The following is a 23680-nucleotide window of genomic DNA, read 5'->3' on the forward strand; positions in this document are numbered from 1 at the left end:
TTTCGTCAAGGCGCAGGGCTGGCCAGCGGCTTGCCCTTCTCGACGACGTACACGCCCACCAGCTTCACGGGGGCGGCCGAGTCGTTGTGTGCGTCGTGCACCACGCCGGCGGGCACGACAAACGATTCACCGGCTTTGACCTTGCGTGGCTCCTGGCCGTCGACCAGCAGGGTCACTTCACCATCGGTGACGTAGCTGATTTCATCACCAGGGTGGGTGTGCCGGCCGGCTTTGGCACCCGCTGCAACTTCCACGCGGGCCACCACGGCTTCGCGGCCGGGCACAGACACATCGGCCTTGCCGACCATGGTGCGGCTCAGGCCCGAAGCCTGCGCGAAGGCGCTGTTGGCAGCCAAGCTGAGCAGGGCTGCAGTGATGATGCTGAGACCACGGGTGCTTGTTTTCATTGGTTTTCCTCCGAGTGATGGTGCTAGACGCGGGCCATCGTAGCGGTCACCTTCAAGCGTCGCCCCGGTATCAACCCTCAGGAAAATTCAGCGCTTGGCTTGTTCCAGCATCACCACCATCTCGCGGTAGCCACGGCTGCGCGCCAGTTGCAGCGGCGTGTTGCCCTGGCGGTCGGTGAGTTGTTGGCTGGCACCCGCGTCTATCAGGGCGCGCAGGGTTTGCTGGTGGCGCGGGCCACCGTCGCCGAGCACGATGGATTCGATCAGCGCCGTCCAGTGCAGGTTGTTCACGTGATCCAGCGGCGCACCCGCGGCGATCAACTGGCGCACCACACCGTCGTGGCCCAGGTGGGCGGCCGCAATCAGCGCCGTGCCGTCGTAGCGGCTGGTGGTGAGCTTGGCGCTGGCGCCGACCGACAGCAAGGTGGCGAGGGTGGCTTCGTCGTCCGCTACGGCGGCAATCGTCACGGCGTCGTATTTGTCGTTTTCCATAGCAGACAAATCAGCACCAGCCTGCGCTAGAAGCCTGATCACTTGTGACTGTTTGGCGAAGGCGGCGACGTGCAGCGGTGTGCGGCCTTGTTCATCACGGGCGTTCAAGTCCGCCTTTTGCGCGATGATCTTTTCCAGCTTGGCCACATCGCCGCGCTGGGCGGCGGCGTGCAGCCCTTTGTATTGGCTGACCTGCGCCGGGCTCGGTGGTACCTGGGCGTTTGCCATGCCGGTGCAGAGGCTGCATGCAGCGATGGCCAGGGCCAGGATGGAAGCGAGTGTGTGCGGGCGCATGGTCAGCCTTTCAGTTCTGCTTCTATTACTTCAACAATTCTTTGACGTGGTCGATGGCGGCCAGGGCGCATTGCTCGTCCAGGTTGCCAGCGGGTGCACCGCCCACACCGACAGCGCCTATGACTTCATTGCCCACCTTCACGGGCACGCCACCGCCCAGCAGCAGGTAGCCGGGGATGTTCACCAGGTTGGCCGCGCCGGGGTTCTTCTGCGCGATTTCCATGATGGCCAGGGTGTTGTTCTTGGCCGATGCCGAGGTAAAGGCCTTTTGCTGGCTGGCGCCCAGGGTGTGCGGGCCGGCGTTGTCGGCACGTTGCACGGCGCGCACAGTGCCGGCGCGGTCTACCACGGTGGCGCTCACGGCGTAGCCGTTGGTGGCGCAGGTGGCGACGGCCGTGGCGGCGATCTGGTTGGCCAGCTCCAGCGACATGTTGCGCTCGGTGCGCACTGCCTGGGCGTTGGCAGCACCTGCTGCGCAGGCCAGGGCGATGAAGGCGAATTTGAGGGACTTGGTCATGGTGTGCTCCAGTGTTTTTCAGTTGCGGCTCGGTTCGATCAACCGTGGATGAACTGTAAAAAATGGGGCCTCATCTGCCCATGCGTACGGCTACGCCCGAGGCTCCGTAAAACTACGGAGTCTGTTCATCCGCCAACGCCGCGTAGCTGCGGATCAACTGCGCCAAGGACTCGGCCTCGAGCTTGGCGAACAGGTTGGCGCGGTGGGTTTCCACCGTGCGTGGCGACACGCTCAGCACGCGGCCAATCTCCTTGTTCGTCAGGCCCGAGACGATGAGCCCCAGCACCTCGCGCTCGCGCTCGGACAACTGCGCGTAGCGCTCACGTGCCTGCCGGTCGGCCTGGTGCCGTTCGCGCGAGCGCACGTGCTGGCGCACGGCGTTTTGCAGCGCTTCGATCAAGGCTTCATCGTCCACCGGCTTTTCCAAAAACTCGGCCGCGCCAGCCTTGAACGCGCGCCGGCACATGTCCACCGTGCCGTGGCCGGTGAGCATGATCACCGGCTGGTCTACCGCCTGCGCCACCAGTGTGTCGAGCACGCTCAGGCCGCTGATGCCGGGCATACGCACGTCGAGCACGATGGCGCCTATGCCCTGGCGGTCAAACTGCGCCAGAAAGGCCTGCGGGTCGGCCCAGGTCTGCACACGCAAACCCACGGTGCTGATCAGCAGCGCCAGGCTGTCGCGCACGGCGGCATCGTCGTCTATGAGGTGGATCAGCGGAGACAGCGTGTTGCTCATGGCTTGGCGAGGGGAAGAGACAGTTGCAGTGCGGCGCCGTGCGGGCTAACGTTGCTGGCCAGCAGCGTGCCGCCCATATTGCCGGCCAGGCTTTCACACAGGTTCAGTCCCAGGCCCAGGCCGCCACTGCGGGTGGAGAAAAACGGCTCAAAGATGCGCGGCAACACGTCGGCCGGAATGCCGGGGCCACTGTCTTGCACGCTGAGCGTGCCTTGGCCTTCGGTGGCGGCGATGGTCACGCTGAGCGTGCGCTCGCTTGCCGGTGTTTGCTCCAGCGCCTGCAGCGCGTTCATCAGCAGGTTGTGGGCGATCTGCTCCAGCGCCACGCGGTCGGCCAGCACGTGCACATCGGCAGCCGGGCTTTGCACTTGTGGTGTGACGCCACGGCGGGTGCATTCGGGCTCCAGCAAATACAGCACTTCGCGCACGGCGTCTTGCAGCTTCACGGGTTGCAACTGGCCCGAGAGGTCGGGGCGCTCCACCGCGCGGCGCAGCCGGCCCACCACGCTTGCGGCGCGCCGCGCTTGTTCGATGGCTTGGGCCATGGCGCTGCGCACGGTGTCTAGTTCGGGCGGGTCGTCGTTCAACAGGCGGCTGGCGGCCTGGGTGTTGGCCAACACGGCGGTCAGTGGTTGGTTGAGCTCATGCGCCATGCCGGCGGCGAGTTCGCCCAGCGTGTTCAGGCGCGCCACCTGGCCCAGGCGCAGCAGCTCTTCGGCACGCTTGCGTTCGACGCGTTGGCGCATGGCGTTTTGCAGCGCAAGCAACAGCACGGTCACGGCGGCGGTCCAGCCCAGCATCCAGCCCCAGGGCAGTTCGCCCCAGCCCACCTGGCGCAGCGCAAACACGTCAAACGGTTGGCTGTCACTGGCCAGGTGTTTGTGGAATTCAAAGCGCCATCCGCTGAAGGCGCCCGAGCCGATGTGTCCGGGCTGCACTTCGTAGATCTGGTGCTCTTGCTCCAGCGTCACACGTACTGGGCTGGTGTCGCGCTCCATGGGCCATTCGGTCCACGGCAACATCGTGCCCAGGTCGATTTGCAGGGCGTAGCTGATGGGGTCGGCACCCAGCACCAGCCAGTAGCGCCCCTGGTCGAGATGGGACGATGCCAACGCCACACGCCCGGCCTTGCGCGAACTGGCCTCGGCATCGGTCAAGAAAGGCTGTGCCCAGGCTTGATCGGGCGCGCGGCGCTGCACGTCCAGAATCTGCGGGTACACCGAAGACAAACGTTTTTCGGGCTGGGCGCCAGGGTCGCTGCTGCTGCTGGCCGGTTGCAGCAAGGCAAGTGTGGCCAGCACCGCGTCCTGCTGCACCGCACGTTGGCTCAGCAGGCGGTGGGCGATGCGGGCGTTGGCTTCAAAGTCTTCACGCTGACGTGCCAGCTCCTGCCGCGCCAGCGCCACGCTGCCCAGTGCGGCGAGCACGGCCCAGGCCAGCAGCCAGCCACCACGGCTTTGAATTGCTTTCCATGCATTCGACATAGGGGCGCATTGTGCATGGTGGGCGACAATCTGCTGATGTTCACCAAATCTTCTTCCTGGTTCACCCCGCAGCGCCTGCTCTGGGCTTCGGTGGTGGTGGCGCTGATGACCATCACGCTCAAGACCTGGGCCTGGAAACTCACAGGCTCCGTGGGTTTGTTGTCTGACGCGATGGAGTCTTTTGTCAACCTGGCTAGCGCGATTTTTGCGCTGGTGATGGTGACCATCGCCAAGCGCCCGGCCGATGAAGACCACCCTTACGGCCACCACAAGGCCGAGTATTTTTCGTCGGGCTTCGAGGGCATTTTGATCATCGCCGCCGCGCTGGGCATCATCTGGGCGGCGAGCCACCGCCTGGCGTCGCCGCAGCCGATTGAGCAGGTGGGTCTGGGCCTGGCGCTGTCGGTGGGCAGCTCAGTGCTGAACGGTGTATTGGGCTGGGTGATGCTGCAGGCCTCGCGCCAACACCGCTCGATTGCACTCGAGGCCGATGCCCGGCATTTGTTCTCCGACGTCTGGACTTCGGCTGGCGTGGTGCTGGGCATTGCAATGGTGGCCTGGACTGGCTGGCTGTGGCTGGACCCGGTGGTGGCGATTGCCGTGGCCATCAACATCATGCGTGAAGGTGCGCACCTGGTGTGGCGCTCGTCGCAGGGCTTGATGGACGAGGCGCTGGAGCCTGAAGTGCAGGCGCAGATCCAGCAAACGCTGGCCCGATTTGCCGGCCCCAAGCTGCGCTTCGACCACGTGACCACGCGCAGGTCCGGCCAGCGTCGTTTTGTCGATTTGCACATGCATATGCCAGCCGACCTGACGCTGGGCCAGGCCGCCGCGTTGCGCTCGGACGTAGAGCAAGCGCTGATGCACGACGTGCCCGGCCTGCGCGCCACCATCCAGTTGCTGCCCACCAATGTGGAAGCCTATTTAGAAACCAACGAGGATGCACCCGCAGCGGCATCCTGATGACGCGAGACGAGGGCCTGTTAACACTATGGATGGGAGCGCGAACGTGATTAAAAAACCGCCAATCAAGGCGCGGGACGAAGGCCAGGCGTCCGCCTGGTCTAGGAGAGCAACGCGGAGTGGCGGTTTTTTAAGCACGTTCCCTTCGGGCTGCGGCCCAAAAGACCAGCCGCATCGTTGCAAAGCCTGGCCGGGGTTCACCCCGGCTGCGTTTTGCGCCTCGCCGCTGGCCCTTTGGACTCGCAACGCGTCTCCCATCCATAGTGTTAACAGGCCCTAGTTGAGATGAAAGTTGTTTTGCAGCGGGTGCTGGAAGCCCGTGTGGACATTGCCGGTGAAACCGTGGGCGCCATTGGTCCCGGCCTGCTGGCGCTGGTGTGTGCCGAGCGTGGTGACGATGAAGCGCTGGCCGACAAGATGCTCGCCAAAATCGTCAAGCTGCGCATCTTCAGCGACGCGGCGGGCAAGATGAATTTGAGCCTGCAGGATGTTGCGGGTGGGCTGTTGATTGTCAGCCAGTTCACCTTGGCGGCGGATTGTTCAGGCGGCAACCGACCGAGTTTTACCGGCGCGGCCGTGCCGGATGAAGGGCGCCGTCTATACGATTATTTTGTGCGCCAGGCCCAAGCCACGCACCCGACGGTGGCGACGGGCCAGTTTGCGGCCGACATGCGGGTGCATCTGGTCAACGACGGGCCGGTCACCATTCCGATGCAGATGAGCCCGGCTTCAGCCGGCTAGGGCCTCAGACCGGGTGCCGGGTGCCGGGCAGCGGCCGCTTGCCTGCGTGCGGCCAGCACGCCAGCGGCTCAACGCACCAGAATTTCCACGCGCCGGTTGCGCGGTTCTGCCACGTTGTCGGGCGTGGGTATGGCCAGTTCACGCTCGCCCCGGCCGGTGGCTTCAATGCGCTCGGCGGCCAGCGGATACTGCTTGAACAGATCACCCTGCAGCAGCAAGGCGCGTATTTGCTGGGCGCGCTGCAAGGACAACTGATCGTTTTTGGCGGCTTCGCCCACCGTGTCGCTGTGGCCGGTGAGCACGATGTCCGCCCCAGGGCGGCTTTGCGCCAGGGCCAGCGCTTCGCGCAAGGTTTGCTGCGCTTGCGGGGTCAATTCGGTGGCGCCGGCGGCAAAGTAGATGACAAAACGCTGGGGCTTGGGCGGGCGCAGCGCAAACACCTCCGGATAAGCCTTTTCCACGGCTTCGGCCGTGGTCATGTCCACGCCTATGGCCGAACCTTGAACCGCTGTGGCCCGCGCATAGGGTTGAGCGAGCTTTTGGGTTTGGCCTGCAGACGTCACGCGCAGCGCCGAGGGGCTGCCGTTGTCCTGCGGCAATAACACCACGCCCGTGGTGGGCGGGGCGGCACAGCCGACCAGTGTCAGCACTAGGAGCGCGGCGAGGGCATAAGGAATGCCGACTTGTGTGGGGCTGGGTTTGCCGGCGGCGCGGATCATGGCTTGACCTCGCCCTCGGCCTGCACGATGAAGTCCGTACCCAGGACGCCGATGATGGTGGTGGGCGTGTGGACTTCCACCGCCTCGGGGCGGGTCTTGCCAATCAGGCCGGTGATCATGCGCAGCGTGCCACGCAGCACAGAGACCAGCAGATTGCCGTCCTGGGTGGTGGCGTCAAAGGCGAAACGCTTGAGTTCGAGCCTGCTGCTGGGGCCGACGATGAGAGTGCTGCCGTCGCGCAAAACCAGGCTGGTGGCGCCATCGGCACCCGTGGTCAGCACATCGGCAACGTTGACGGCATCACCTGGCAGCAAAGCCTTGCTGCCCTGGGTGTTCTCCAGCTGCACCAGCCCTTTGACCAGCTTGACCGTACCTGCGCGGGTGTTTTCCGCCTGGGTTTGCGCATGCGCTGCCAGTGCACTGATGGCGATCAATGCGCCTGCGAAAAATTGGCTGATGTGGCTTTGCATGGCGTTGAAAAATGTCAGGTGCATTGTTTGCGATGTTTTTTCATGGAAACAATTGCTGCTCCATTGGGCCGGATCAGGGGCTTTCGTAGGGATTGGCAAATCCCAGCCGGGCCAGGATGGCGATTTCCAGTGCCTCCATTTCCTGGGCATCGGCTTCGCCGGTTTCATGGTCGTAGCCCTGGGCGTGCAGCGCGCCATGCACCAGCATGTGGGCGTAGTGGGCTTGCAAGGGCTTGTCGTTTTCTGCGGCTTCGCGGGCGATCACCGGCGCGCACAACACCAGGTCGGCGCAGACCACGGGGGTTTGGCTGTAGTCGAAGGTGAGCACATTGGTGGCGTAGTCTTTTTGCCGGTAGTCGCGGTTCAGCATCTGGCCTTCTTCGGTGTCGACGATGCGCACGGTGATTTCTGCGTTCGCCTGCAGCGCGTGGCGGATCCAGCGCGCCACTTGCGTGCGCGGCAGCGCCGCGCGGTGTAGCGCAGCATCAGCCAACTTGCCAAACTGAAGCGACAGTTGCAGCTGTGGCAGAGATGGCTGTTTTTGCGGTGATTTTTTAGATGCCAAATGAGCCTCCCGTGCTTGCCTTGTATGCGTAGGCAGCTATCAAAATAGGTTTAGGTGGCGCTGCGCCGGCTGCGTGGGCGCGGCACAGCGGACTCGTCCAGGGCGAGTTCGCGGTCGCGGGCCTCCAGGTCGGATCGGCCACGTGTGTCATACGCATCCACAATACGCGCCACCAGTGGGTGGCGCACCACGTCCGCGCTGGTCAGGCGGCAAATGGCGATGCCCTTGGTGCGTTTGAGCACGCGCTCGGCGTCTATCAGGCCGCTGAGTTGGTCTTTGGGCAGGTCGATCTGGCTCACATCGCCGGTGATCACCGCCTTGGCACCAAAGCCCAGCCGCGTGAGGAACATCTTCATTTGTTCGGGCGTGGTGTTTTGCGCTTCATCCAGGATGACGAAGGCGTTGTTCAGCGTGCGTCCGCGCATAAAGGCCAGGGGCGCCACTTCCAATGCATTGCGTTCAAAGGCCTTTTGCACTTTGTCAAAGCCCATCAGGTCGTACAAGGCGTCGTACAGTGGGCGCAGATAGGGGTCTATCTTCTGGTTCAGGTCGCCGGGCAAAAAGCCCAGACGCTCACCGGCCTCGACGGCGGGGCGTGTGAGCACAATGCGTTGCACGGCGCTGCGCTCCAGGGCGTCGACCGCACAAGCCACGGCCAAGTAGGTTTTGCCGGTGCCGGCCGGGCCAATGCCGAAGGTGATGTCGTGCTGCTGAATGCTATCCAGGTAGGAAGCCTGGTTGCTGGTGCGGGCGCGCACCTCGCCGCGGCGCGACTGCAGGCCGGGCGTGTCGGCCTCTTGGCCGGCGCCGTCGCCTGCGAGCATCAGTTGCACGGTTTCGGGGTTGATAGGGCGCACCGCCATCTCATACAGCGCCTGCAATACCTCCAGGGCTTGTTTGGTGCGGGACTTGGAGCCGTCGATCTTGAACTGCTCGTGGCGGTGCGCAATGCTCACTTGAAGCGCCGTTTCGACGGTGCGCAAATGGCTGTCCATCGGGCCGCAGAGGTTGTCCAGGCGGTTGTTGTTGGGGGGGGAGAAGGTGTGTCGTACGATCATGGGCTGTGCCGGTTATCGCTTATTGTCGCCGCTGCCCCAAATCTTCATCTCTCAGGATCCCATGATCGGACGTCTGCAAGGCCTTTTGGCCGAAAAAAATCCACCCCAACTGCTCATCGACTGCAACGGCGTGGGCTACCAGGTGGATGTGCCCATGAGCACTTTCTACAACCTGCCCGGCGTGGGTGAACGCGTCACTTTGCTGACGCACTTTGTGGTGCGTGAAGACGCGCAGATTCTGTATGGCTTCGGCACGGCCGCGGAGCGCGATGCGTTTCGGCAACTCATCAAAATCTCCGGCGTGGGGCCGCGCACGGCCTTGAGTGTGTTGTCCGGCATGGGCGTGAGCGACCTGGCCCAGGCCATCACCACGCAGGAGCCCGGCCGGCTGATCAAAGTGCCCGGCATTGGCAAGAAGACGGCCGAGCGTCTGCTGCTGGAGCTCAAAGGCAAGCTCGGGGCAGACATCGGCGTCCATGCAGGCGCGGCCAGCGACGCCCAGGCCGACATCCTGCAGGCCTTGATGGCGCTGGGTTATAGCGACAAAGAAGCCGCGCTGGCGCTGAAGGCGCTGCCCGCCGATGTGGGGGTGAGCGACGGCATCAAGCTCGCCTTGAAGGCATTAGCCAAGTAAACACGTTGCCAGAGTTGGCGACCTGGAAGGCCGGTGACGAGCGCCGAAGCTTCCCTTGGGGGATGCGACGGAACCGGCTTGCCGGGCCGCCAGCATCGCCCCCTGCAAGGGGGTTGGCGAAAACACGCAGTGTGTAGCCTGGGGGTGTGCCAAATCTACTGCGCCGCGCGCACCACACGCGCATTCACGGGCTGCACAGGGCGCGCATTGTTCGGGAACAACTGCGTGAACAGGCGCAACTGGCTGGCGCTCAAGCTGGTGGGCTGGCGCATCACCATCCACAACACACCTTCGGTGCAAGGCGGGGCGGTGAGCGAGCCGAAGAACTGGTAATAACGCGGATCTTGCGGCAGCAACGAGGCCACGTTGAGGCCGCCGGCCGGGAAGGCCACACGATCGGCCACATCCAGCGGCACATAAGTCCACACCTGGTCGATCATGGCATTGGCTTCGCCAGGCTCCAGCAGCACCGCCAGCATGGCTTGTTGGCCGTCTTCACTGCGGTGCAGCAGGTGCACCCCCATGGCGAAGCTTTTGCCATTGATGATTTCTTCGGCTGGCTGCTGAAAGTCCATGCTGACCAGCCGGTAACGCGTGCCGCGCACGGTCAGGAAGTTCTCCCCTTGCACATCGACCTGTAGTGTGCGGCCGGTGTGCACCACCGAGCCATTGCTGGCCTTGTAGTTCAATGTCAGCGGCTCGGCCGGGCCGGCCAGGGCGGTGCTGTCATCGATGGCAATCGGCGACTGGCGCTGGCCTGCGCCACAGGTGGCAAATTCGGGTTTCAGCTTGGCCCAGGCTTGCGGGCCGGCGTCGCCGCTGTAGGCCCAGGGGAGTTCCGGTGCCTGTTCTTGTTTGTTGCCGCGCATGGCCGGTGTGCCGCTGCGTTGGCCTACCGCCGCCGCTGCGCCGGCGGTGCCGGCAAATGAGCCCAAGGCCGCGGCGCGTGCACGCAAATACTGCTGCTGCGCTGGGTCATCGACGCTGGAGCGTGTGCTCACAGGGGTAGGCTGTACCGCGCTTTTGCCGCCCGTTGCGGGGCGTGCCGGCGCGGCTGCAGTGGTCTGGATGCTGGGCGAGGGCGACACCGCCAATGACGGCGCGCGCGGCACTGGGTTGGTGGCGCGGTGCCGTGGGCTTTGCATGGCCGATCTGCGGGGCGGTGGCGTTTGTGGTGTGGCGTTGATCTCCTCGACCGCGGCACGCACCTGGTCGGCAATCGACATGGGTTTTTCAGTGCCGGCCGCAGCCGTCGGCGCCGCGACTTGGCTGCGGGCGCTGGTGGGGGGCGCGGTCACAGGCTTGGCGGGTGAGGGAATGCGGCTCGCCGGTGCTGGCGCGCTGGCGGGTGCGTCTGCGGCCATGGCCGCGCTGCTGACCACCAGCGATGCACCCAGCCAGGCCACGGCCCGCCAGATGGGCAGCGGTTTTGCGGAGAGGGGCAGAGAAGTTGGTTTCATGCGGGCTTGGGCTCTGAAAGACGTTGGGGCAGCAAGCAAGGCCGACCAAAAGCATGGGGCGGCAAAGCCACCCTGACGCCGGTTACGACTCTGTATCGGCATCCGCGCGTAAGACTTGAGGATCCTCGGCACAAATCAGCGCGAGGGCAGGACGTACGGATCGGGATGGGCTGCTAGGCGCGTTTCTGGCCAATAGCCTTGCTATTGGCCAGAAACGCAACGCCGCAGACCGCCCGAGTCCGTGCGGCATGTAGCGTGTTGATTTGTGACGAGGGTCCTTACGGCTATAGTCGATGGCGCATGCCGTACGGATCCGTACGGCAGCCATTTGTTCCCTTATTTTTGCGCCCGGTTTCGGGTTCTGCCGTGTCCATCCAGACTGACGATTTTGCTCCGCCCCCTGCCAAACGCGTGGTTTCCGCCGCGCCGGTGTCGCCTGCCGAAGAGGCGATAGAGCGCGCGCTGCGCCCCAAGCTGTTTGACGAATATGTGGGCCAGACCAAGGCGCGCGAGCAGCTGGAAATCTTTATTGGCGCGGCCAAGAAGCGCGAAGAAGCGCTGGACCACGTGTTGTTGTTCGGCCCGCCCGGCCTGGGCAAAACCACGCTGAGCCACATCATCGCCCACGAACTCGGCGTGAACCTGCGCCAGACCAGCGGCCCGGTGCTGGAAAAACCCAAGGACCTGGCGGCGCTGCTGACCAACCTGGAAAAGAACGACGTCTTGTTCATAGACGAAATCCACCGCCTGAGCCCGGTGGTCGAAGAAATCCTCTACCCCGCGCTGGAGGACTACCAGATCGACATCATGATTGGCGAAGGCCCGGCGGCACGTAGCATCAAACTCGACCTGCAGCCCTTCACCCTGGTGGGCGCCACCACCCGTGCCGGCATGTTGACCAACCCGCTGCGCGACCGTTTTGGCATCGTGGCGCGGCTGGAGTTCTACAGCCCCGAGGAGCTGGCGCGCATTGTCAAACGCAGTGCTGGTTTGTTGAACGCGCCCATCGATGCCGATGGCGGCTTTGAAGTCGCCCGGCGCTCGCGTGGCACGCCGCGCATCGCCAACCGCCTGCTGCGCCGTGTGCGCGACTACGCCGAGGTCAAAGGCAATGGCACCATCACGCTGGACATGGCCAACCGCGCGCTGGCCATGCTCGATGTAGACCCGCAAGGTTTCGACTTGATGGACCGCAAGTTTCTGGAAGCGGTGATCCTGCGTTTTGACGGTGGCCCGGTGGGGCTGGACAACATCGCCGCCAGCATTGGCGAAGAGCGCGACACCATTGAGGACGTGATCGAGCCCTACCTGATCCAGCAAGGTTTCCTGCAGCGCACGCCGCGTGGCCGTATCGCCACTCTCGCGGCCTACCGGCACCTGGGCGTGACGCCGCCCAAGACCGACAACGATTTGTTCGGTTGATTGCGCCGCAGCACGGCATGGTTGAGGTTTCCCGTCCCGCAGACACTGACACGGATGGCGCAGCTTTGATGTTTGAGCCGCGCCTGCGCGGCAACAGCCTGTTCAGCGCGTTGATGGTGGCGCTGTTTGGTATGGCCATGACCTGGTCACTGCTGGAGAGCCAGCGTGAAACCGACAGCCCATGGATGTTTGTGGTGATGGTTTGTGTGCTGGTGCCCTCGGCTTTGGCGGTGCTGATTTTGGTGCGCCACGCGCTGAACACTGCGCCCGTGCTGGTGCTGGATGCCCAGGGCATTCGCGGCGCCCAATTTCAAGGAATGGTGCCGTGGAACGATGTGCTGGACGCCGAAACCGACCGCTTGTTGCTCGGCCAGGTGCTGCGCCTGGACCTGATGCCCTCGCCCACACGCCGCAACCGGCGCTCTTTTTTGACCGGGCGCAATCCAAGCACGCCGCTGATCAGCCTGCATTTGCTCGACGTTCGCCAGCAGCGTGATGCCCTGCGTGCCATCCATGCGCAGATTGCACCGCGCCGGGCCGCAGCCGGCCTTGGCGAAGCCCCCAGCGTGGGCCGGGCACGCGCCGCCGTGGCGCTGGACGATGCCTTGTACCGCATCACACCCCACACCTGGGCCTTGTTTGCCATGTTGGCCGCCAACATCGGGGTGTGGCTGCTGCAACTCACCCAAGGTGTGAACGCCATGCGCCCGTCCACCGTGCAATTGCTCGAGTGGGGCGGTAATACCGCGGCGTCGGTGGTGGTGGATGGCGACTACTGGCGCATGTTCAGCGCGATGTTCTTGCATGGCGGGGCGGCTCACCTGGGCTTCAACATGCTGGCGCTGGCCGTGGCGGGCAGGCCTTTGAATCGCCTGTTGGGCAATCTGCAGTTCTTGCTGCTGTACCTCACGGCTGGTTTGGCAGGTGCGGTGACCAGCCTGCACGTTTCGGCGCAAACGGCGGTGTCGGTCGGTGCCTCGGGGGCGATTTTTGGCGTGATGGGCGCCATCCTGACCGTGAGTTGGCAGTACCGCCGCCGTATGCCGGGGGCCGAGAACCGGCGCATCTGGGTGGGGCTGGGTTTGTTTGTGCTGTATTCGCTGATGCAGGGCTTGTTGCACAGCGGTGTGGACAACGCGGCTCACGCCGGTGGTTTGGTGGCCGGCCTGCTGCTGGGATTGTGCTTGTCTGCGCCCTTTGACGAACAGGTGAGCCGTGTGCAGCGCTTCAAGGCCGCGCTGGGGGCCGCCACGGTTTCGGGCGCACTGCTGGTGATGGGGGTGCTGAGCACCCCGGTGCCTGCGGTTTGGCCCATGCAGTCTTTGCAGGCCGAGGCGGTGCTGCGCCGCGTGATGCCGCGTTTCCAGCAGACCTTTGCAGCGCTGGAGCAGCAGGGCCAGCGTTTCCGACTGGGGCAACTCACGGCTTTGCAGTACTGGAGCTTCGCCCACCAGGTGGTCACGCCGCAATGCCAGGCCATGGTGCAGCAGTTGAGCCGCCTGCGCGCACCGCAATGGGAGCCGGCGGGGCAACTGGCTAGCGCTGTGCAGCGCATGTGTGTGCTGATGATGGCCAACGTCGACATACAACTGCGCCGCGCCAATGGCAGCCTGGCGGTGAACCCCGAAGATTCTGCCCGGCTACGTGCCCTGAACGCCGAAATGCAGCTGGTTGCGCGGCAATTAAATGCGCTGCAAGCCCGTGCGCGGTCTACCGCGCCAAGCAGCACACCGCCCGCCGGAGCGAAGCCATGAGCCCAAAGCGGAATCGCCCGCTGCTGTTGCGCCTGGGCGTGTGGGGCTACCTGGGCTTGGCGTTGCTGTTGGGCTTGTGGGCTGAAGTCTGGCAACACAGCGGCATGGTGAACCCCACCGAACCTGCGGACGATGTCGCTCTGGTGGCCCGGCACTTCACCCACGGTGAGAAACCTGTCGCCATGCGATACGCACAACTGTCTGCGCAGATGGATGAGGCCGCACTCAAGGCACATTTCGACGGCCTGCCATTGGGGTGCGCGCCCGCGCAACACCAGCCCAGCCAAACCGAGTGTCTGGCCACACCCGATCAGGTGGACGGTGTTTCGGCGCTGCAGCTGCGCTTGCTGCTGGCGGACGGTCACTTGAGCGAAGCCACGGTGCTGCTGCCCTGGTGGCGCCACCACACGGCGCTGCGCGCCTTGCTGCGCGACCTTGGGGCTGCGCATGCCCTCAGTCCAGAAAACGAACCGCAGCCGCAGATCATCTGGCGTGTGCCCGGCGGCGAAGTGCGGCTGAACCGTGCGCCAGGCTTCGATCCGTTGCATGCCAGCCGCATCGTGTGGCGCGCGGCCGAGATCGCGCCCGCCGCGTTGGTAAACCCTGCTACAAAGAGTCCCTGATCTAAACATTAGGAACGCGTCCATGAAGTTCGCCCCCGTCGTTGTGCTGTTGTGTGCCGTGACGCTGGGGGGCTGTGCCACACGGCCGCTGCCGGTGATGGACAACAGCCTGGGCATGCCCTTTGTGCGTTTGCCGGCCGGCGCGTTTTTGATGGGCAGCGACGAAACCCCCGCCACGCTGGCCCAAGCCTTTCCGCAACTCGAGGCCAAGCGTTTTACCGATTTGGCCGACGAGGGCCCGGTGCACCGTGTGCGCATCACCAAGCCGTTCTACATGGGGCAGACCGAGGTCACGGTGGGCCAGTTTCGGCGCTTCCTGCAGGCCTCGGGCTACCAGCCGGAGTCGGAAGCCGATGGCACGGGTGGTTATGGCTACAACCCGCAGTACAACGCCGAAACCTCGGCTTCGGGCGACGCCTTTGAAGGGCGCGACAAACGTTACTCGTGGCGCAATCCCGGCTTTGCGCAGGGCGACGACCACCCCGTGGTCAACGTGAGCTGGAACGACGCCGTGGCCATGGCCGCGTGGCTCAGCAAAGCCGAAGGCCGTCGTTACCGCCTGCCCACCGAGGCCGAATGGGAATACGCCGCCCGTGCCGGCAGCCGCAGCCGCTACCCGTTGGGCGACGACCCGAAAACCCTGGTGCAGGTGGCCAATACCTTTGATGTCAGCGCCGCGCCGAACTGGCCCAAGTGGACGGCGCAGGCCTTGCCGGTGTCAGACGGCTACGCCTTCACCGCCCCGGTGGCCAGCTTCAAGCCCAATACTTTTGGTCTGTACGACATGCTTGGCAACGCCTGGGAGTGGACCGCCGATTGGTATGGCGAGGACTACTACGCCAGATCTCCGGTCGATGATCCGCAAGGCCCGGCCGACGGCAACGTGCGTGTGCGCCGTGGCGGCTCTTGGCACACCTGGGCTTTCTACGCACGGCCCGCGTTCCGCAACTGGAACACGATGCAGACGCGTTACCCGCTGGTCGGCTTTCGGCTGGTGCTGGAAGCGCCTTAGCGCCTGTTGCTGTTCTGCTGCGCGCGCAGCGCAGACATGACTTCTTGCAAACCCTTGGTGAGGTGTTTGTCGCGCCGCAGCACCATGCCCAACTGGCGCACCAGTGGTGGTTGCAGGGCCGAGGTGCTGAGTCGGCTGGCGCTGTTGCTCTGCAAAGCCAGCGCCGGCAGCAGCGACCAGCCCAGCCCCGCCGCCACCAACTCCTTGATGGCCTCTACGCTGCCAAACGCCATCGCGGGTGCACTTGTCAGGCCCGCCGTGCCAAGCCATTCGTCCGTGGCGCGCCGCGTGTTACCGCCCTCATAAAGCAGCATCACCTTGTCTCGGAAGAACGCCGCATCCGGGCCGCCTTCTGGCCACACACTGCCAGCGGGCGCCACCGCGAGAAACGCGTCCTCGTGAAACGGCTCAACCTCGAGTGCGCGGCCGGATGCTGGGAGTGTGACTACCGCGATATCCAGCGCATTGCTTTCCAGCTCGCGCAGCATCTCATCGGTGTTGCCGACACGCACGATGATCTCCAGGCCAGGCATGCGTTTTTTGGCTGCCGCAATCGCACGCGGCAACAGGTGGATGGAGGCCGTGCCGCCGCAGCCTATGCGTACGCGCCCGACCGCACCGTCTTTGTAGGGCTGCATCGCTTCTTCGGCCGCGGCACATTCGGCCAGCACGCGCCGGGCGTAAGCCAGCAACTCGACACCTGCCGCAGACGGCCGCGCCCGGCGGCCCACACGTTCGATTAGCCGCACTGCCAGCCGCTGCTCAAGAAGCTTCACTTGTTGGCTGACGGCCGGTTGCGTCAGCCCTAGCCGTTCACCCGCAGCGGTAAAGCTGCCGAGATCGGCCACGCTGACGAACGCGGCAAGTTGGTCCAGGTTCAGCACCAGAAGAATTCCTTATCACTTGCATCACGAACATGGGCTTCCACGTGAGCACGCGTGAATCCATCATCAAGTCCACCCGCTGCCACTGTGGCGCTGGATGATAAAGGGAGCCGGTTTGATGACGCGAGATGTGAGTGAATGCAGCCCAACGCAGGCCGGGTTGCCTGGTGCACTGGCGCGAGGATTGGCGCTGGGATATGTGCGAAGACTGCTGCGCCGCCTGGCGCTATGTGGGCATGGGGCCCTGCGCCGGTTACGTCACTTGCGTCCGAAAAGGCGTGGCACACAGGTCTTGGCACGTTTGTCGGAGGCGCAGCTAGGCGACATAGGCCTGAGCCGCGCACAAGTCGAGGCCAGGGTTGGCAACGCGTGGTTCTGGGGCTGATGCCATCAGCGCAGTGCGCCGCGTGCATCCACGCGTATCAGCTTCTCGACCGTGCCGCTCACCAAGCCGCCGCGCACACCGACCAACAGGTCGTGCAGGTTGACGGTGGGGTCGCAATGGCCGGGCACCAGCCACACCGTGTCGCCTAGCTGGGGCAGGGCGTCGCCGGGCGTTTGTGCGCGCAGGATGCCGTGTTCATCGCCGCCATTGAAGTAGTCCAGCGGCGCGGGCAGGCCCAGCGGCCAGATACGTGGCAGGCCGGAGTCTATGGCATGGCTTTTGTGGCCGGCGTCGCAGACCACGTGGGTCGGGCTGGTGCTGACGATCTGGCTTTTGACAAACAAGGCGTGTTCAAAGGTGGGCGCGCTGGGGTCGGCCTCGTTGGCGGCGTAGTCGGCGTCCATGAAAAGGAAAGAGCCGGCTTGTAATTCACCATACACGCCGCTGGTCGCTTCCAGCGCCATGGTGCCGGTGCCGGCACCGGTGACCAGCGGCACGACAATGCCTGCGGCTTCGATCAACGCACGTGTGACCACGGCCAAACGCACGGCGGCGCCAATGGCCGCCTCGCGCTCGGCCAGGCTGCGCAGGTGTTGTGCTTTGCCGTGGTAGGCCTGCAGCCCGGCAAAACGCAGGAACGGGTGGCGCACAATTTCTTGCGCCAGGGCCAATGCAGCGGCGGCAGAGCCTACGCCGCAGCGGCCTTGGCCGACGTCGATCTCGATGAAGACATCGAGCACGGCGCCGCTTGGCGGCAGGGCTTCAGCCATCACCTGCACGAGGCGCCGCAGGGCTTCGGGGTTGTCTACCGCCAAAGCCAGTTGCCCCGGTGGGTTCGAAGCATTTTGTGCCGCGAGCGTCACTGCAATATGCGCAACACGCTTCAATTTCGATAGCGAAACAACTTCATTGCTGATGAAGATGTTGCGCACGCCACCGGCCAGCATGGCTTCGGCCTCGGCGGTTTTCTGCACACAGACACCGACGGCACCGGCCTGCATCAACTGCAGCGCCAGCGCGGCGCTTTTGTGCATCTTGGCGTGCGGCCGCCACAGCATCTTGTGCTGCTGGGCGAAGCTGGCCATGCGCTGGAGGTTGCGTTCCATGGCATCCAGATCGACGACAAGGGCAGGGGTGTCGATCTCGGAGACGTTTTGGCCTACGCTAGCGGGCGGTGCGGCTTGCCAGGGGGGAGTGGTTTGCATTGCTTGGGTTCAGGTGGCGTTTTCGTCTAACGAGAGATCGTCCAGGTGCTGGGTGTCGGCCCAGCCCACCAGGGTGAGGCCGTCGGGTGTCCACAGCAGGCGGTTGATGGCGGCGTTGCTGAGCTGCCAGGTGCGCGGCGCCTGCACACCCTGGCCGGTGGCGGCGCGGTACAACACGTCCATGACGCCACCGTGGGCGACCAGCACGATTTGTTCACCCAGATGGGCCGCGGCCAGGGCATTGACGGTTTGCAGGATGCGGTCGCGGAACAGGTTCAGCGACTCGCCACCGGCGGGCGAAAAATCGGGCTCGCGTTTGCGCCAGCGCATGGCCAACTCGGGTGCTTCGGCTTCGATTTCGGCGAAGGTGCGGCCCTGAAAAGCCCCGAACTCACGTTCACGCAGGCCTTTGTCGATTTGCACGGGCAGTGCCAGGGTTTGCGCGATGGCCTGAGCGGTCTCAAAAGCGCGCAACAAGTCGCTGGCATAGACCGCCTGCACCGACTCATCGGCCAACGCGGCCGCGGCGCGTGCGGCCTGCGCGCGCCCGACGTCGTTGAGCGGAATGTCGAGGTGACCCTGGATGCGTGAATCCACGTTCCAGGCCGTTTCGCCGTGGCGAATGGCAATGATGCGGGTGGCTAACATGCCACCGATTCTAGGAGGCCGGCGAAGAGGCGGCTGCGGCCGGGCGTGGTGCCGGCGTCGCGGCTGGCTGCACGGCTTGTGGTGGTGTCACGGTTACACGCCTAATGCCTTGCGGCGGTTGCGGGAAGCCGCTGAGCGCGGCTTCGAACATCAGCGGCAACACGGTGCCATCACCGCCATAAAGACCATAGTTGCTGGCGCGGGTTTCATAGACCACGCTGCCGGAGGCTGCATCACGCAGCACCACGCTGACTTCGCGCTGAACGTCGCGCGGGTAGCTGTCCATGTAGACCCAGTTGGCACCCATGCCCCAGCCCGGGCCATAGCCATAACCGGGCCACCAGCCGCCATAACCGTAGTACATGGACATACGCGGATAGCCCCAGTAGGGGTAAGCGTAGAAGTCGGAGCCAAACGTCACGGATTTGAGTGTGGCGCTGACTTGTACGTTGTATTGGGCCTTGGTCTCGTCTCGCAGCAGGCCCACCTTGGCGAGTGCGGGTTCGGCGAGTTGCTCCAGCAGTTGCTGGCCCGAACCCTGGCCAAGCTGTTGTGAGGGCAGGTGTTCAAAGCGGTAGGTGGCGGGGATGCTGAGCGTGGCGAGGCTGGAAAAACTCTGCACATCGCTGGTCACCAGCACAGGACCAGTGGCACAGCCGGTGAGCAAGGCGGCCGCGCCAGCCAGTAAGCATGCTGTTTTCATTTTCGACTCCGTTGCGGCCACATATGTGGCCCCCAATAGATCGTCAACAGGCTCTTAGAGGGTGACGACCTGCAAACCGGGAATGCCCGCAACACCCGATGCGCTGAAGGATTCGCCATCAAAAGCTTTGTCGCCATCAGCGTCGGGCACGCCGGTCGCTTTCAGACCCTTGAAGTCGTAGATGGTTCCGTCTGCCAAATGTGAAGGCACGACGTTTTGCAATGCGCCGAACATGTTCTCCACCCGGCCCGGATACTTCTTCTCCCATTCGCGCAGCATCTCGGCGACCTGCTTGCGTTGCAGGTTTTCCTGGCTGCCGCACAAGGTGCACGGAATGATGGGGAACTGGCGGTGGGCGGCCCAGCGCACCAGGTCTTTTTCGGCCACATAGGCCATGGGGCGGATGACGATGTGGCGGCCGTCGTCGCTCACCAGCTTGGGCGGCATGCTTTTGAGCTTGCCGCCGAAGAACATGTTGAGGAAGAAGGTTTGCAGGATGTCATCGCGGTGATGGCCCAGCGCCACCTTGGTGGCACCCAGTTCGTCGGCCACGCGGTACAGGATGCCACGGCGCAGACGGCTGCACAGGCCGCAGGTGGTCTTGCCTTCGGGAATGACGCGTTTGACGATGCTGTAGGTGTCCTGGTTTTCAATGTGGAACGGCACACCCAGCGCGGTCAGGTACTCGGGCAGGATGTGCTCGGGAAAGCCGGGCTGTTTCTGGTCCAGGTTGACGGCAATGATGTCGAAGTGGATGGGCGCACGGGCCTTGAGCTTGAGCAGGATGTCGAGCATGCCGTAGCTGTCTTTGCCACCGCTCATGCAGACCATGACCTTGTCGCCTTCTTCAATCATGTTGAAGTCCACAATGGCGCGGCCGACCTCCCGGCACAGGCGTTTTTCCAGCTTGTGGGTTTCGCGTTCGATCTTGAAGTCAGGGGTGACGGGCGCAGCCTCGTCAGCGTTCCATACGGCGCTCATGGTGTGTTCTTCGGGGTCCAGAAAACCTCGATTATCCCGCGAAGGGCCGTTTGCACGGTTTTGCGGGTTTTGCCGGGTTATCTTGAGGGTGCACTGTCCATCAGTTTGCGCACCGTGCCATTGGCGCGCAAGTGCTCAAAAGCGGTGGCGGTGCGCCTTACCACCTCTGGCGCCGTGCCTTTGCTGTAGGCCATGTACAAGCCGATGTTGAGGTCGTCCAGCGTAAGCTGTTTTTCCAGGACGGTGTTGCAGTCGACCTTGAATTCACGGCACAGGTTGGCGGCGCCAGCGTCACTCATGGGAATGAGGTCCACTTTGCTGTTCATCAACTGCGAAAAGTTTTCCGAGGATACGGACGACACCACCAGCCGTGTAAAGCCCTGTTTACGCAAATACTGGTGGCGCAGATCTTCGCGCATCACACCGACGGTCTGGTTGCGCGCTGCGGCCATGGTGCTGCCATTGACCTCGGTGCGGGCGCGCAGTTTGTACAGGCTGTAACGAATTTGCGAAAACTCGCCCACCCATTGGAACAGCGGCTCGCGCTCGGGGGTGCGCGCCAGCAGGTAGATCAACACGTTGGGCTCGTTTTGCGCGATTTCATAGGCGCGTGCCCAGGGGTAGACGCTGATGTGGTAGTCCTTGAGGCCAGCGAGCTGCAGGGTTTTTTCGGTGATTTCGGTGGCCGGCCCTGCGGCCTTGCCGTCGATGATCTGCACAAAGACGGAGGTTTCCGTGACCGCATGTACGTTTTGGGCCGCACTGGGCTTGGGCAACAGGCACAGGCCCGCAGCCAAGAGCCAAAGCCCGCGCCACAAGAGGTGTTGCAATGATGGTATTGGCATGATGCTTCCTTGGGGCGCGATGTTCAAAGCTCTTGCCCGTGTACGGCCACACGGTTGCGTCCGGCCGATTTGGCGCGGTAGAGCGCGGCATCGGCCTGCTTGAACAACACGTCTACGCTGTCCACGCGCTGTGGGTCGAGTTCGGCCAAACCAATGCTTAGCGTGATGTACTTTGCCGCCTGGGCGTTGAGGTTTTCGATGCCGAGTGCCGCCACGGCGGCCAGCAGTTCGTTGGCTAGGCGCAGGCCATGCGCCGCTTCTGTGGCGGGCAGCAGCACAACGAACTCCTCGCCGCCCATGCGCGCCACCAGGTCACCCGCGCGGCCGAAGTGGCTGCCAATGGTGGTGGCTACGGCGCACAGGCAGTGGTCGCCCACGGCGTGGCCGTAGGTGTCGTTGTAGAGCTTGAAGTTGTCGATGTCGCAGACCAGCAGCGTCAAAGGGCTGCCGGTACGCAGGGCGCGGCGCAGTTCGACTTCTTTGGTTTCGTCGAACTGGCGCCGGTTGGCCAGGCCCGTGAGGGCATCGGTGCGCACCAGGTTCTCCAGCGCAATATTGGCGTTCTCCAGGCGGTTGTTGCTGGCCTGCAGGGCGGCCGTGCGCTCGTTGACCAGCAGCGCCAGACGGTCGCGGTGTTCCGCCAGCTCGGTTTCAAAGCGCTGTTGCTGCTCCAGATAGTCGGCCACGTTGCTCTGCAACTGGTTGACGCCGGCTTCCAGGGCCGACAGCTCATCGGGGCGCCGGATGCGGCGGTTGAGCGCAAGTTTGCGGCCCAGCGCGCTTGGTCGCAGCTGCGCCAGATGGCTGGCAATGTGGCGCACATGAACGGTCACCAAGCGGTGAAACAGCAGCATGATCAAGCTGGCCAGCAGCAGCGATTGCGCCACCTGCGTGACGATCATGGCGGCAAGTTCGCTGCGCAAGCGCACCCATAACACGCGCTCATCGCCCAGCAGGGCAAATTCACCCACCTTTTCGTTTCCGCCAGGAAACGGCTCGTAGATCAAAGGCATTTGCAGGCTGGGGGCCAGGCTGGAGGGGGCCCAGCCCGCGCGGGTGTTTTCCAGTTTGTCCTGTTTGCGCGTACCGGCCTTGAAGGTGATCACGGCACGGCCTACCGAGGCCACTTCCGACAAGCCCGCCAAGTGGGCCTCCAGCGCCTCGTGGTCCATGTCCCAGATGGACTTGGCCAGGGTGCGCTGGTAGATCTGCGCCACGGTATGCAGCTCGGCGTCCATTGCGGCCACATTGCTCTTCCAGGTGGACCAGGTTCTGGCCGCCACCACCACCACGGTGAACAGCAGTGAAAACAGCAGGGTCGCCAACACCAGCCGCACACCCAGGGTGGAGGCTTTGGGGGCTTGGATGACGGGGGCTGGCGTTGTGGAACTCAAAATAAAGCAGAGCGAAGCGATTCAGCGTTTGCGTGATGCCAAGTGAGAAGCGGGCAATGAGCGGTGCCTCGATTTAACGCCATTTTTTCTGTATGGCTTCGTAGGTGCCGTTTTTCTTGATGGTTTCGAGCGCTTTTCTGAAACGTTCCACCAGTGCATCGGGTGTGGACGGGCTGAACGCCAGGTAGTTGCCGGCACTCACTTCCGGCAGAAACAACACCTTTTCCAGCAACTCATCCGGGTTGTCGCCGGCTTGGCGGGCGATTTGGGCCGCACCAAGTTCGTTGATGATCCACAGGTCGATGCGCCCGAGCTTGAGCTTGTCGTAGCCTTGTTCGTATTTGGCGCTGGACTGCAGATTGCGCCCGAGCATAAAGCCGCGCTGCAACAGGTACTGCTCGCCTATAGCCTGGTTCACGGTACCCACTTGCAGGGTCTGGGCGTCGTCCAGCTTGCGCACCTGCAGTCGGCGCTTTTTCAGGGCGTAGAGATAGTAGTCGCTGGGCGCCACCACACCGACCCACTTGAACAGTTGCTCGCGATGTTTGGCACGGTTCATCGAGTAGATCAGCACGTTTTCTTCGATCTGCGCGATCTCATAGGCCCGGGCCCAGGGCATGGAGGTGAAGGACGCTTTGAGTGGCGTCTCTTTCTGTACCTCTTTGATCACGGCTTGCACAACCTCGGTGCTCAGGCCGGTGAGTTTGCCGTCCACGGTGAAGTTGTAGGGCGGGTACTCTTCGGTCAGCACTCGCACCGAGGTTTCGGGCGTCGCGAATGCTGCCCCGGCGGTACTGAGCAGTGTGCCGAACACCAGTGCGGCCGCTGCGCGACGCGCGAGTTTGTGCGGCGGAAGCGCTGTTACCACTGCCCGGCTTCCATTTCGATGGCGACCTCGCAGTCGTCAAAAATCTCGAGTTTGGCGATCTTGACGCGTACCCCCAGCACGCCTGGCAACAACATCAGCCGCTGCGCCAGTTTGCCTATCAGGCTTTCCAGCAGATTCACGTGCTCGGCCGTGCATTCGTCAATGATGATCTGGCGCACCTTGCGGTAGTCCAGCACATGGTGGATGTCATCGTCACGCGGGCGCAACGGCTGGGTGCCCAGGTTCAGCGAGGCGTTGACCAGGATAGGCTGCGGGCCGTTGCGTTCGGAGTCGAGAATGCCCAGGTTGGCGTCGAAACGCAGCCCGGTGAGGTGCAGTGTTTGGCTGCCGGCAGAATTTTGCATGGTGGCTTGGGTCATAGCGCGCTCAGTTTTGGCGGCATCATGGGGATA

The 23680-nt window shown here is 63.8% G+C and carries 26 protein-coding genes; 7 read left to right on the forward strand and 19 right to left on the reverse strand.

Annotation, left to right across the window (positions count from 1 at the left end; all coding sequences use genetic code 11):
• Window positions 1-5: 5 nt before the first annotated feature.
• From ACFQ95_RS15700 to ACFQ95_RS15720, 5 genes are all read right to left on the reverse strand, one after another.
• Window positions 6-407, reverse strand: a complete 402-nt coding sequence (locus tag ACFQ95_RS15700; protein WP_422832463.1) for a cupin domain-containing protein — start codon at window positions 405-407, stop codon at window positions 6-8.
• 87 nt (window positions 408-494) lie between these two features.
• A complete protein-coding gene (locus tag ACFQ95_RS15705; protein ID WP_422832465.1) occupies window positions 495-1193 on the reverse strand; it encodes an ankyrin repeat domain-containing protein in 699 nt (232 codons plus the stop codon).
• A gap of 25 nt (window positions 1194-1218) precedes the next feature.
• Window positions 1219-1710, reverse strand: coding sequence for a GlcG/HbpS family heme-binding protein (locus ACFQ95_RS15710; protein WP_422832467.1), 492 nt, complete (start codon window positions 1708-1710; stop codon window positions 1219-1221).
• A 112-nt stretch (window positions 1711-1822) separates the two neighbouring features.
• Window positions 1823-2449 (reverse strand): response regulator transcription factor, encoded by a 627-nt coding sequence (locus ACFQ95_RS15715; protein WP_422832469.1) that lies wholly within the window; start codon window positions 2447-2449, stop codon window positions 1823-1825.
• Window positions 2446-3933 (reverse strand): sensor histidine kinase, encoded by a 1488-nt coding sequence (locus ACFQ95_RS15720; RefSeq protein WP_422832471.1) that lies wholly within the window; start codon window positions 3931-3933, stop codon window positions 2446-2448. Before ACFQ95_RS15720 ends, ACFQ95_RS15715 begins: the two co-directional genes overlap by 4 nt.
• 36 nt (window positions 3934-3969) lie before the next feature.
• On the opposite strand from ACFQ95_RS15720, the gene ACFQ95_RS15725 reads away from it, so the two are divergent.
• A complete protein-coding gene (locus ACFQ95_RS15725; protein ID WP_422832472.1) occupies window positions 3970-4896 on the forward strand; it encodes a cation diffusion facilitator family transporter in 927 nt (308 codons plus the stop codon).
• Window positions 4897-5181: 285 nt separating this feature from the next.
• A complete protein-coding gene (dtd, locus tag ACFQ95_RS15730) occupies window positions 5182-5637 on the forward strand; it encodes a D-aminoacyl-tRNA deacylase (protein ID WP_422832473.1) in 456 nt (151 codons plus the stop codon).
• A gap of 68 nt (window positions 5638-5705) precedes the next feature.
• Here the strand turns inward: dtd and ACFQ95_RS15735 are convergent, their stop codons facing one another.
• Genes ACFQ95_RS15735 through ACFQ95_RS15750 form a run of 4 tightly spaced genes read right to left on the reverse strand, consistent with a single transcriptional unit; the run spans window position 5706 to window position 8449 of the window.
• Window positions 5706-6356 (reverse strand): OmpA family protein, encoded by a 651-nt coding sequence (locus ACFQ95_RS15735; protein WP_422832474.1) that lies wholly within the window; start codon window positions 6354-6356, stop codon window positions 5706-5708.
• Window positions 6353-6850: a FecR family protein gene (locus ACFQ95_RS15740; RefSeq protein ID WP_422832476.1), complete on the reverse strand. Its 498-nt coding sequence runs from the start codon at window positions 6848-6850 to the stop codon at window positions 6353-6355. The genes ACFQ95_RS15735 and ACFQ95_RS15740 overlap by 4 nt, the downstream gene beginning before the upstream one ends.
• 49 nt (window positions 6851-6899) lie before the next feature.
• Entirely contained in the window at window positions 6900-7391 is a 492-nt protein-coding gene (gene ybeY / locus ACFQ95_RS15745) for an rRNA maturation RNase YbeY (protein WP_422832477.1), read from the reverse strand.
• Between the two features lie 50 nt (window positions 7392-7441).
• Complete coding sequence (locus tag ACFQ95_RS15750) at window positions 7442-8449, reverse strand: PhoH family protein (RefSeq protein WP_422832478.1); 1008 nt, start codon at window positions 8447-8449, stop codon at window positions 7442-7444.
• A gap of 61 nt (window positions 8450-8510) precedes the next feature.
• Between ACFQ95_RS15750 and ruvA the strand changes: the two genes are divergently transcribed.
• The gene (gene ruvA, locus ACFQ95_RS15755; RefSeq protein ID WP_422832479.1) at window positions 8511-9083 is read left to right on the forward strand and encodes a Holliday junction branch migration protein RuvA; all 573 of its coding nucleotides are present in this window, start codon (window positions 8511-8513) and stop codon (window positions 9081-9083) included.
• A gap of 155 nt (window positions 9084-9238) precedes the next feature.
• On the opposite strand, the gene ACFQ95_RS15760 is transcribed toward ruvA, so the two are convergent.
• Window positions 9239-10543, reverse strand: coding sequence for a carbonic anhydrase family protein (locus ACFQ95_RS15760; protein ID WP_422832480.1), 1305 nt, complete (start codon window positions 10541-10543; stop codon window positions 9239-9241).
• Window positions 10544-10909: 366 nt separating this feature from the next.
• Here ACFQ95_RS15760 and ruvB point away from each other — a divergent pair, with 366 nt between their 5' ends.
• From ruvB to ACFQ95_RS15780, 4 genes are all read left to right on the forward strand, one after another.
• Window positions 10910-11965, forward strand: a complete 1056-nt coding sequence (ruvB, locus tag ACFQ95_RS15765; RefSeq protein WP_422832481.1) for a Holliday junction branch migration DNA helicase RuvB — start codon at window positions 10910-10912, stop codon at window positions 11963-11965.
• A 68-nt stretch (window positions 11966-12033) separates the two neighbouring features.
• A complete protein-coding gene (locus ACFQ95_RS15770) occupies window positions 12034-13719 on the forward strand; it encodes a rhomboid family intramembrane serine protease (protein ID WP_422832483.1) in 1686 nt (561 codons plus the stop codon).
• Window positions 13716-14342 (forward strand): hypothetical protein, encoded by a 627-nt coding sequence (locus ACFQ95_RS15775; RefSeq protein WP_422832485.1) that lies wholly within the window; start codon window positions 13716-13718, stop codon window positions 14340-14342. Before ACFQ95_RS15770 ends, ACFQ95_RS15775 begins: the two co-directional genes overlap by 4 nt.
• 22 nt (window positions 14343-14364) lie before the next feature.
• Window positions 14365-15354, forward strand: coding sequence for a formylglycine-generating enzyme family protein (locus tag ACFQ95_RS15780; protein ID WP_422832487.1), 990 nt, complete (start codon window positions 14365-14367; stop codon window positions 15352-15354).
• Here ACFQ95_RS15780 and ACFQ95_RS15785 read toward each other — a convergent pair.
• The 9 genes from ACFQ95_RS15785 to ACFQ95_RS15825 all read right to left on the reverse strand — a co-directional run bounded on the left by ACFQ95_RS15785 (window position 15351) and on the right by ACFQ95_RS15825 (window position 23632).
• Window positions 15351-16238, reverse strand: coding sequence for a LysR family transcriptional regulator (locus ACFQ95_RS15785; RefSeq protein ID WP_422832488.1), 888 nt, complete (start codon window positions 16236-16238; stop codon window positions 15351-15353). The two genes, ACFQ95_RS15780 and ACFQ95_RS15785, sit on opposite strands and share 4 nt — an antisense overlap.
• A gap of 390 nt (window positions 16239-16628) precedes the next feature.
• Entirely contained in the window at window positions 16629-17828 is a 1200-nt protein-coding gene (locus tag ACFQ95_RS15790; protein WP_422832489.1) for a DSD1 family PLP-dependent enzyme, read from the reverse strand.
• A gap of 9 nt (window positions 17829-17837) precedes the next feature.
• On the reverse strand, window positions 17838-18476 hold the full coding sequence (locus tag ACFQ95_RS15795; protein ID WP_422832491.1) for a histidine phosphatase family protein: 639 nt from the start codon (window positions 18474-18476) through the stop codon (window positions 17838-17840).
• Window positions 18477-18486: 10 nt separating this feature from the next.
• On the reverse strand, window positions 18487-19179 hold the full coding sequence (locus ACFQ95_RS15800; protein WP_422832492.1) for a DUF4136 domain-containing protein: 693 nt from the start codon (window positions 19177-19179) through the stop codon (window positions 18487-18489).
• 54 nt (window positions 19180-19233) lie between these two features.
• A complete protein-coding gene (ttcA, locus tag ACFQ95_RS15805) occupies window positions 19234-20160 on the reverse strand; it encodes a tRNA 2-thiocytidine(32) synthetase TtcA (RefSeq protein ID WP_422832493.1) in 927 nt (308 codons plus the stop codon).
• A 77-nt stretch (window positions 20161-20237) separates the two neighbouring features.
• Window positions 20238-21005 carry a substrate-binding periplasmic protein gene (locus ACFQ95_RS15810; RefSeq protein WP_422832494.1) on the reverse strand — a complete coding sequence of 256 codons (768 nt, stop codon included), beginning with the start codon at window positions 21003-21005 and terminating at the stop codon, window positions 20238-20240.
• A gap of 23 nt (window positions 21006-21028) precedes the next feature.
• Window positions 21029-22399, reverse strand: coding sequence for a GGDEF domain-containing protein (locus ACFQ95_RS15815; RefSeq protein WP_422832496.1), 1371 nt, complete (start codon window positions 22397-22399; stop codon window positions 21029-21031).
• A gap of 73 nt (window positions 22400-22472) precedes the next feature.
• The gene (locus ACFQ95_RS15820) at window positions 22473-23267 is read right to left on the reverse strand and encodes a substrate-binding periplasmic protein (RefSeq protein ID WP_422832498.1); all 795 of its coding nucleotides are present in this window, start codon (window positions 23265-23267) and stop codon (window positions 22473-22475) included.
• The gene (locus ACFQ95_RS15825; protein WP_422832500.1) at window positions 23261-23632 is read right to left on the reverse strand and encodes a dihydroneopterin aldolase; all 372 of its coding nucleotides are present in this window, start codon (window positions 23630-23632) and stop codon (window positions 23261-23263) included. Before ACFQ95_RS15825 ends, ACFQ95_RS15820 begins: the two co-directional genes overlap by 7 nt.
• Window positions 23633-23680 lie beyond the last annotated feature (48 nt).

The organism is Variovorax sp. HJSM1_2 (assembly GCF_049316285.1).
GTDB lineage: Bacteria > Pseudomonadota > Gammaproteobacteria > Burkholderiales > Burkholderiaceae_C > Rhodoferax_B.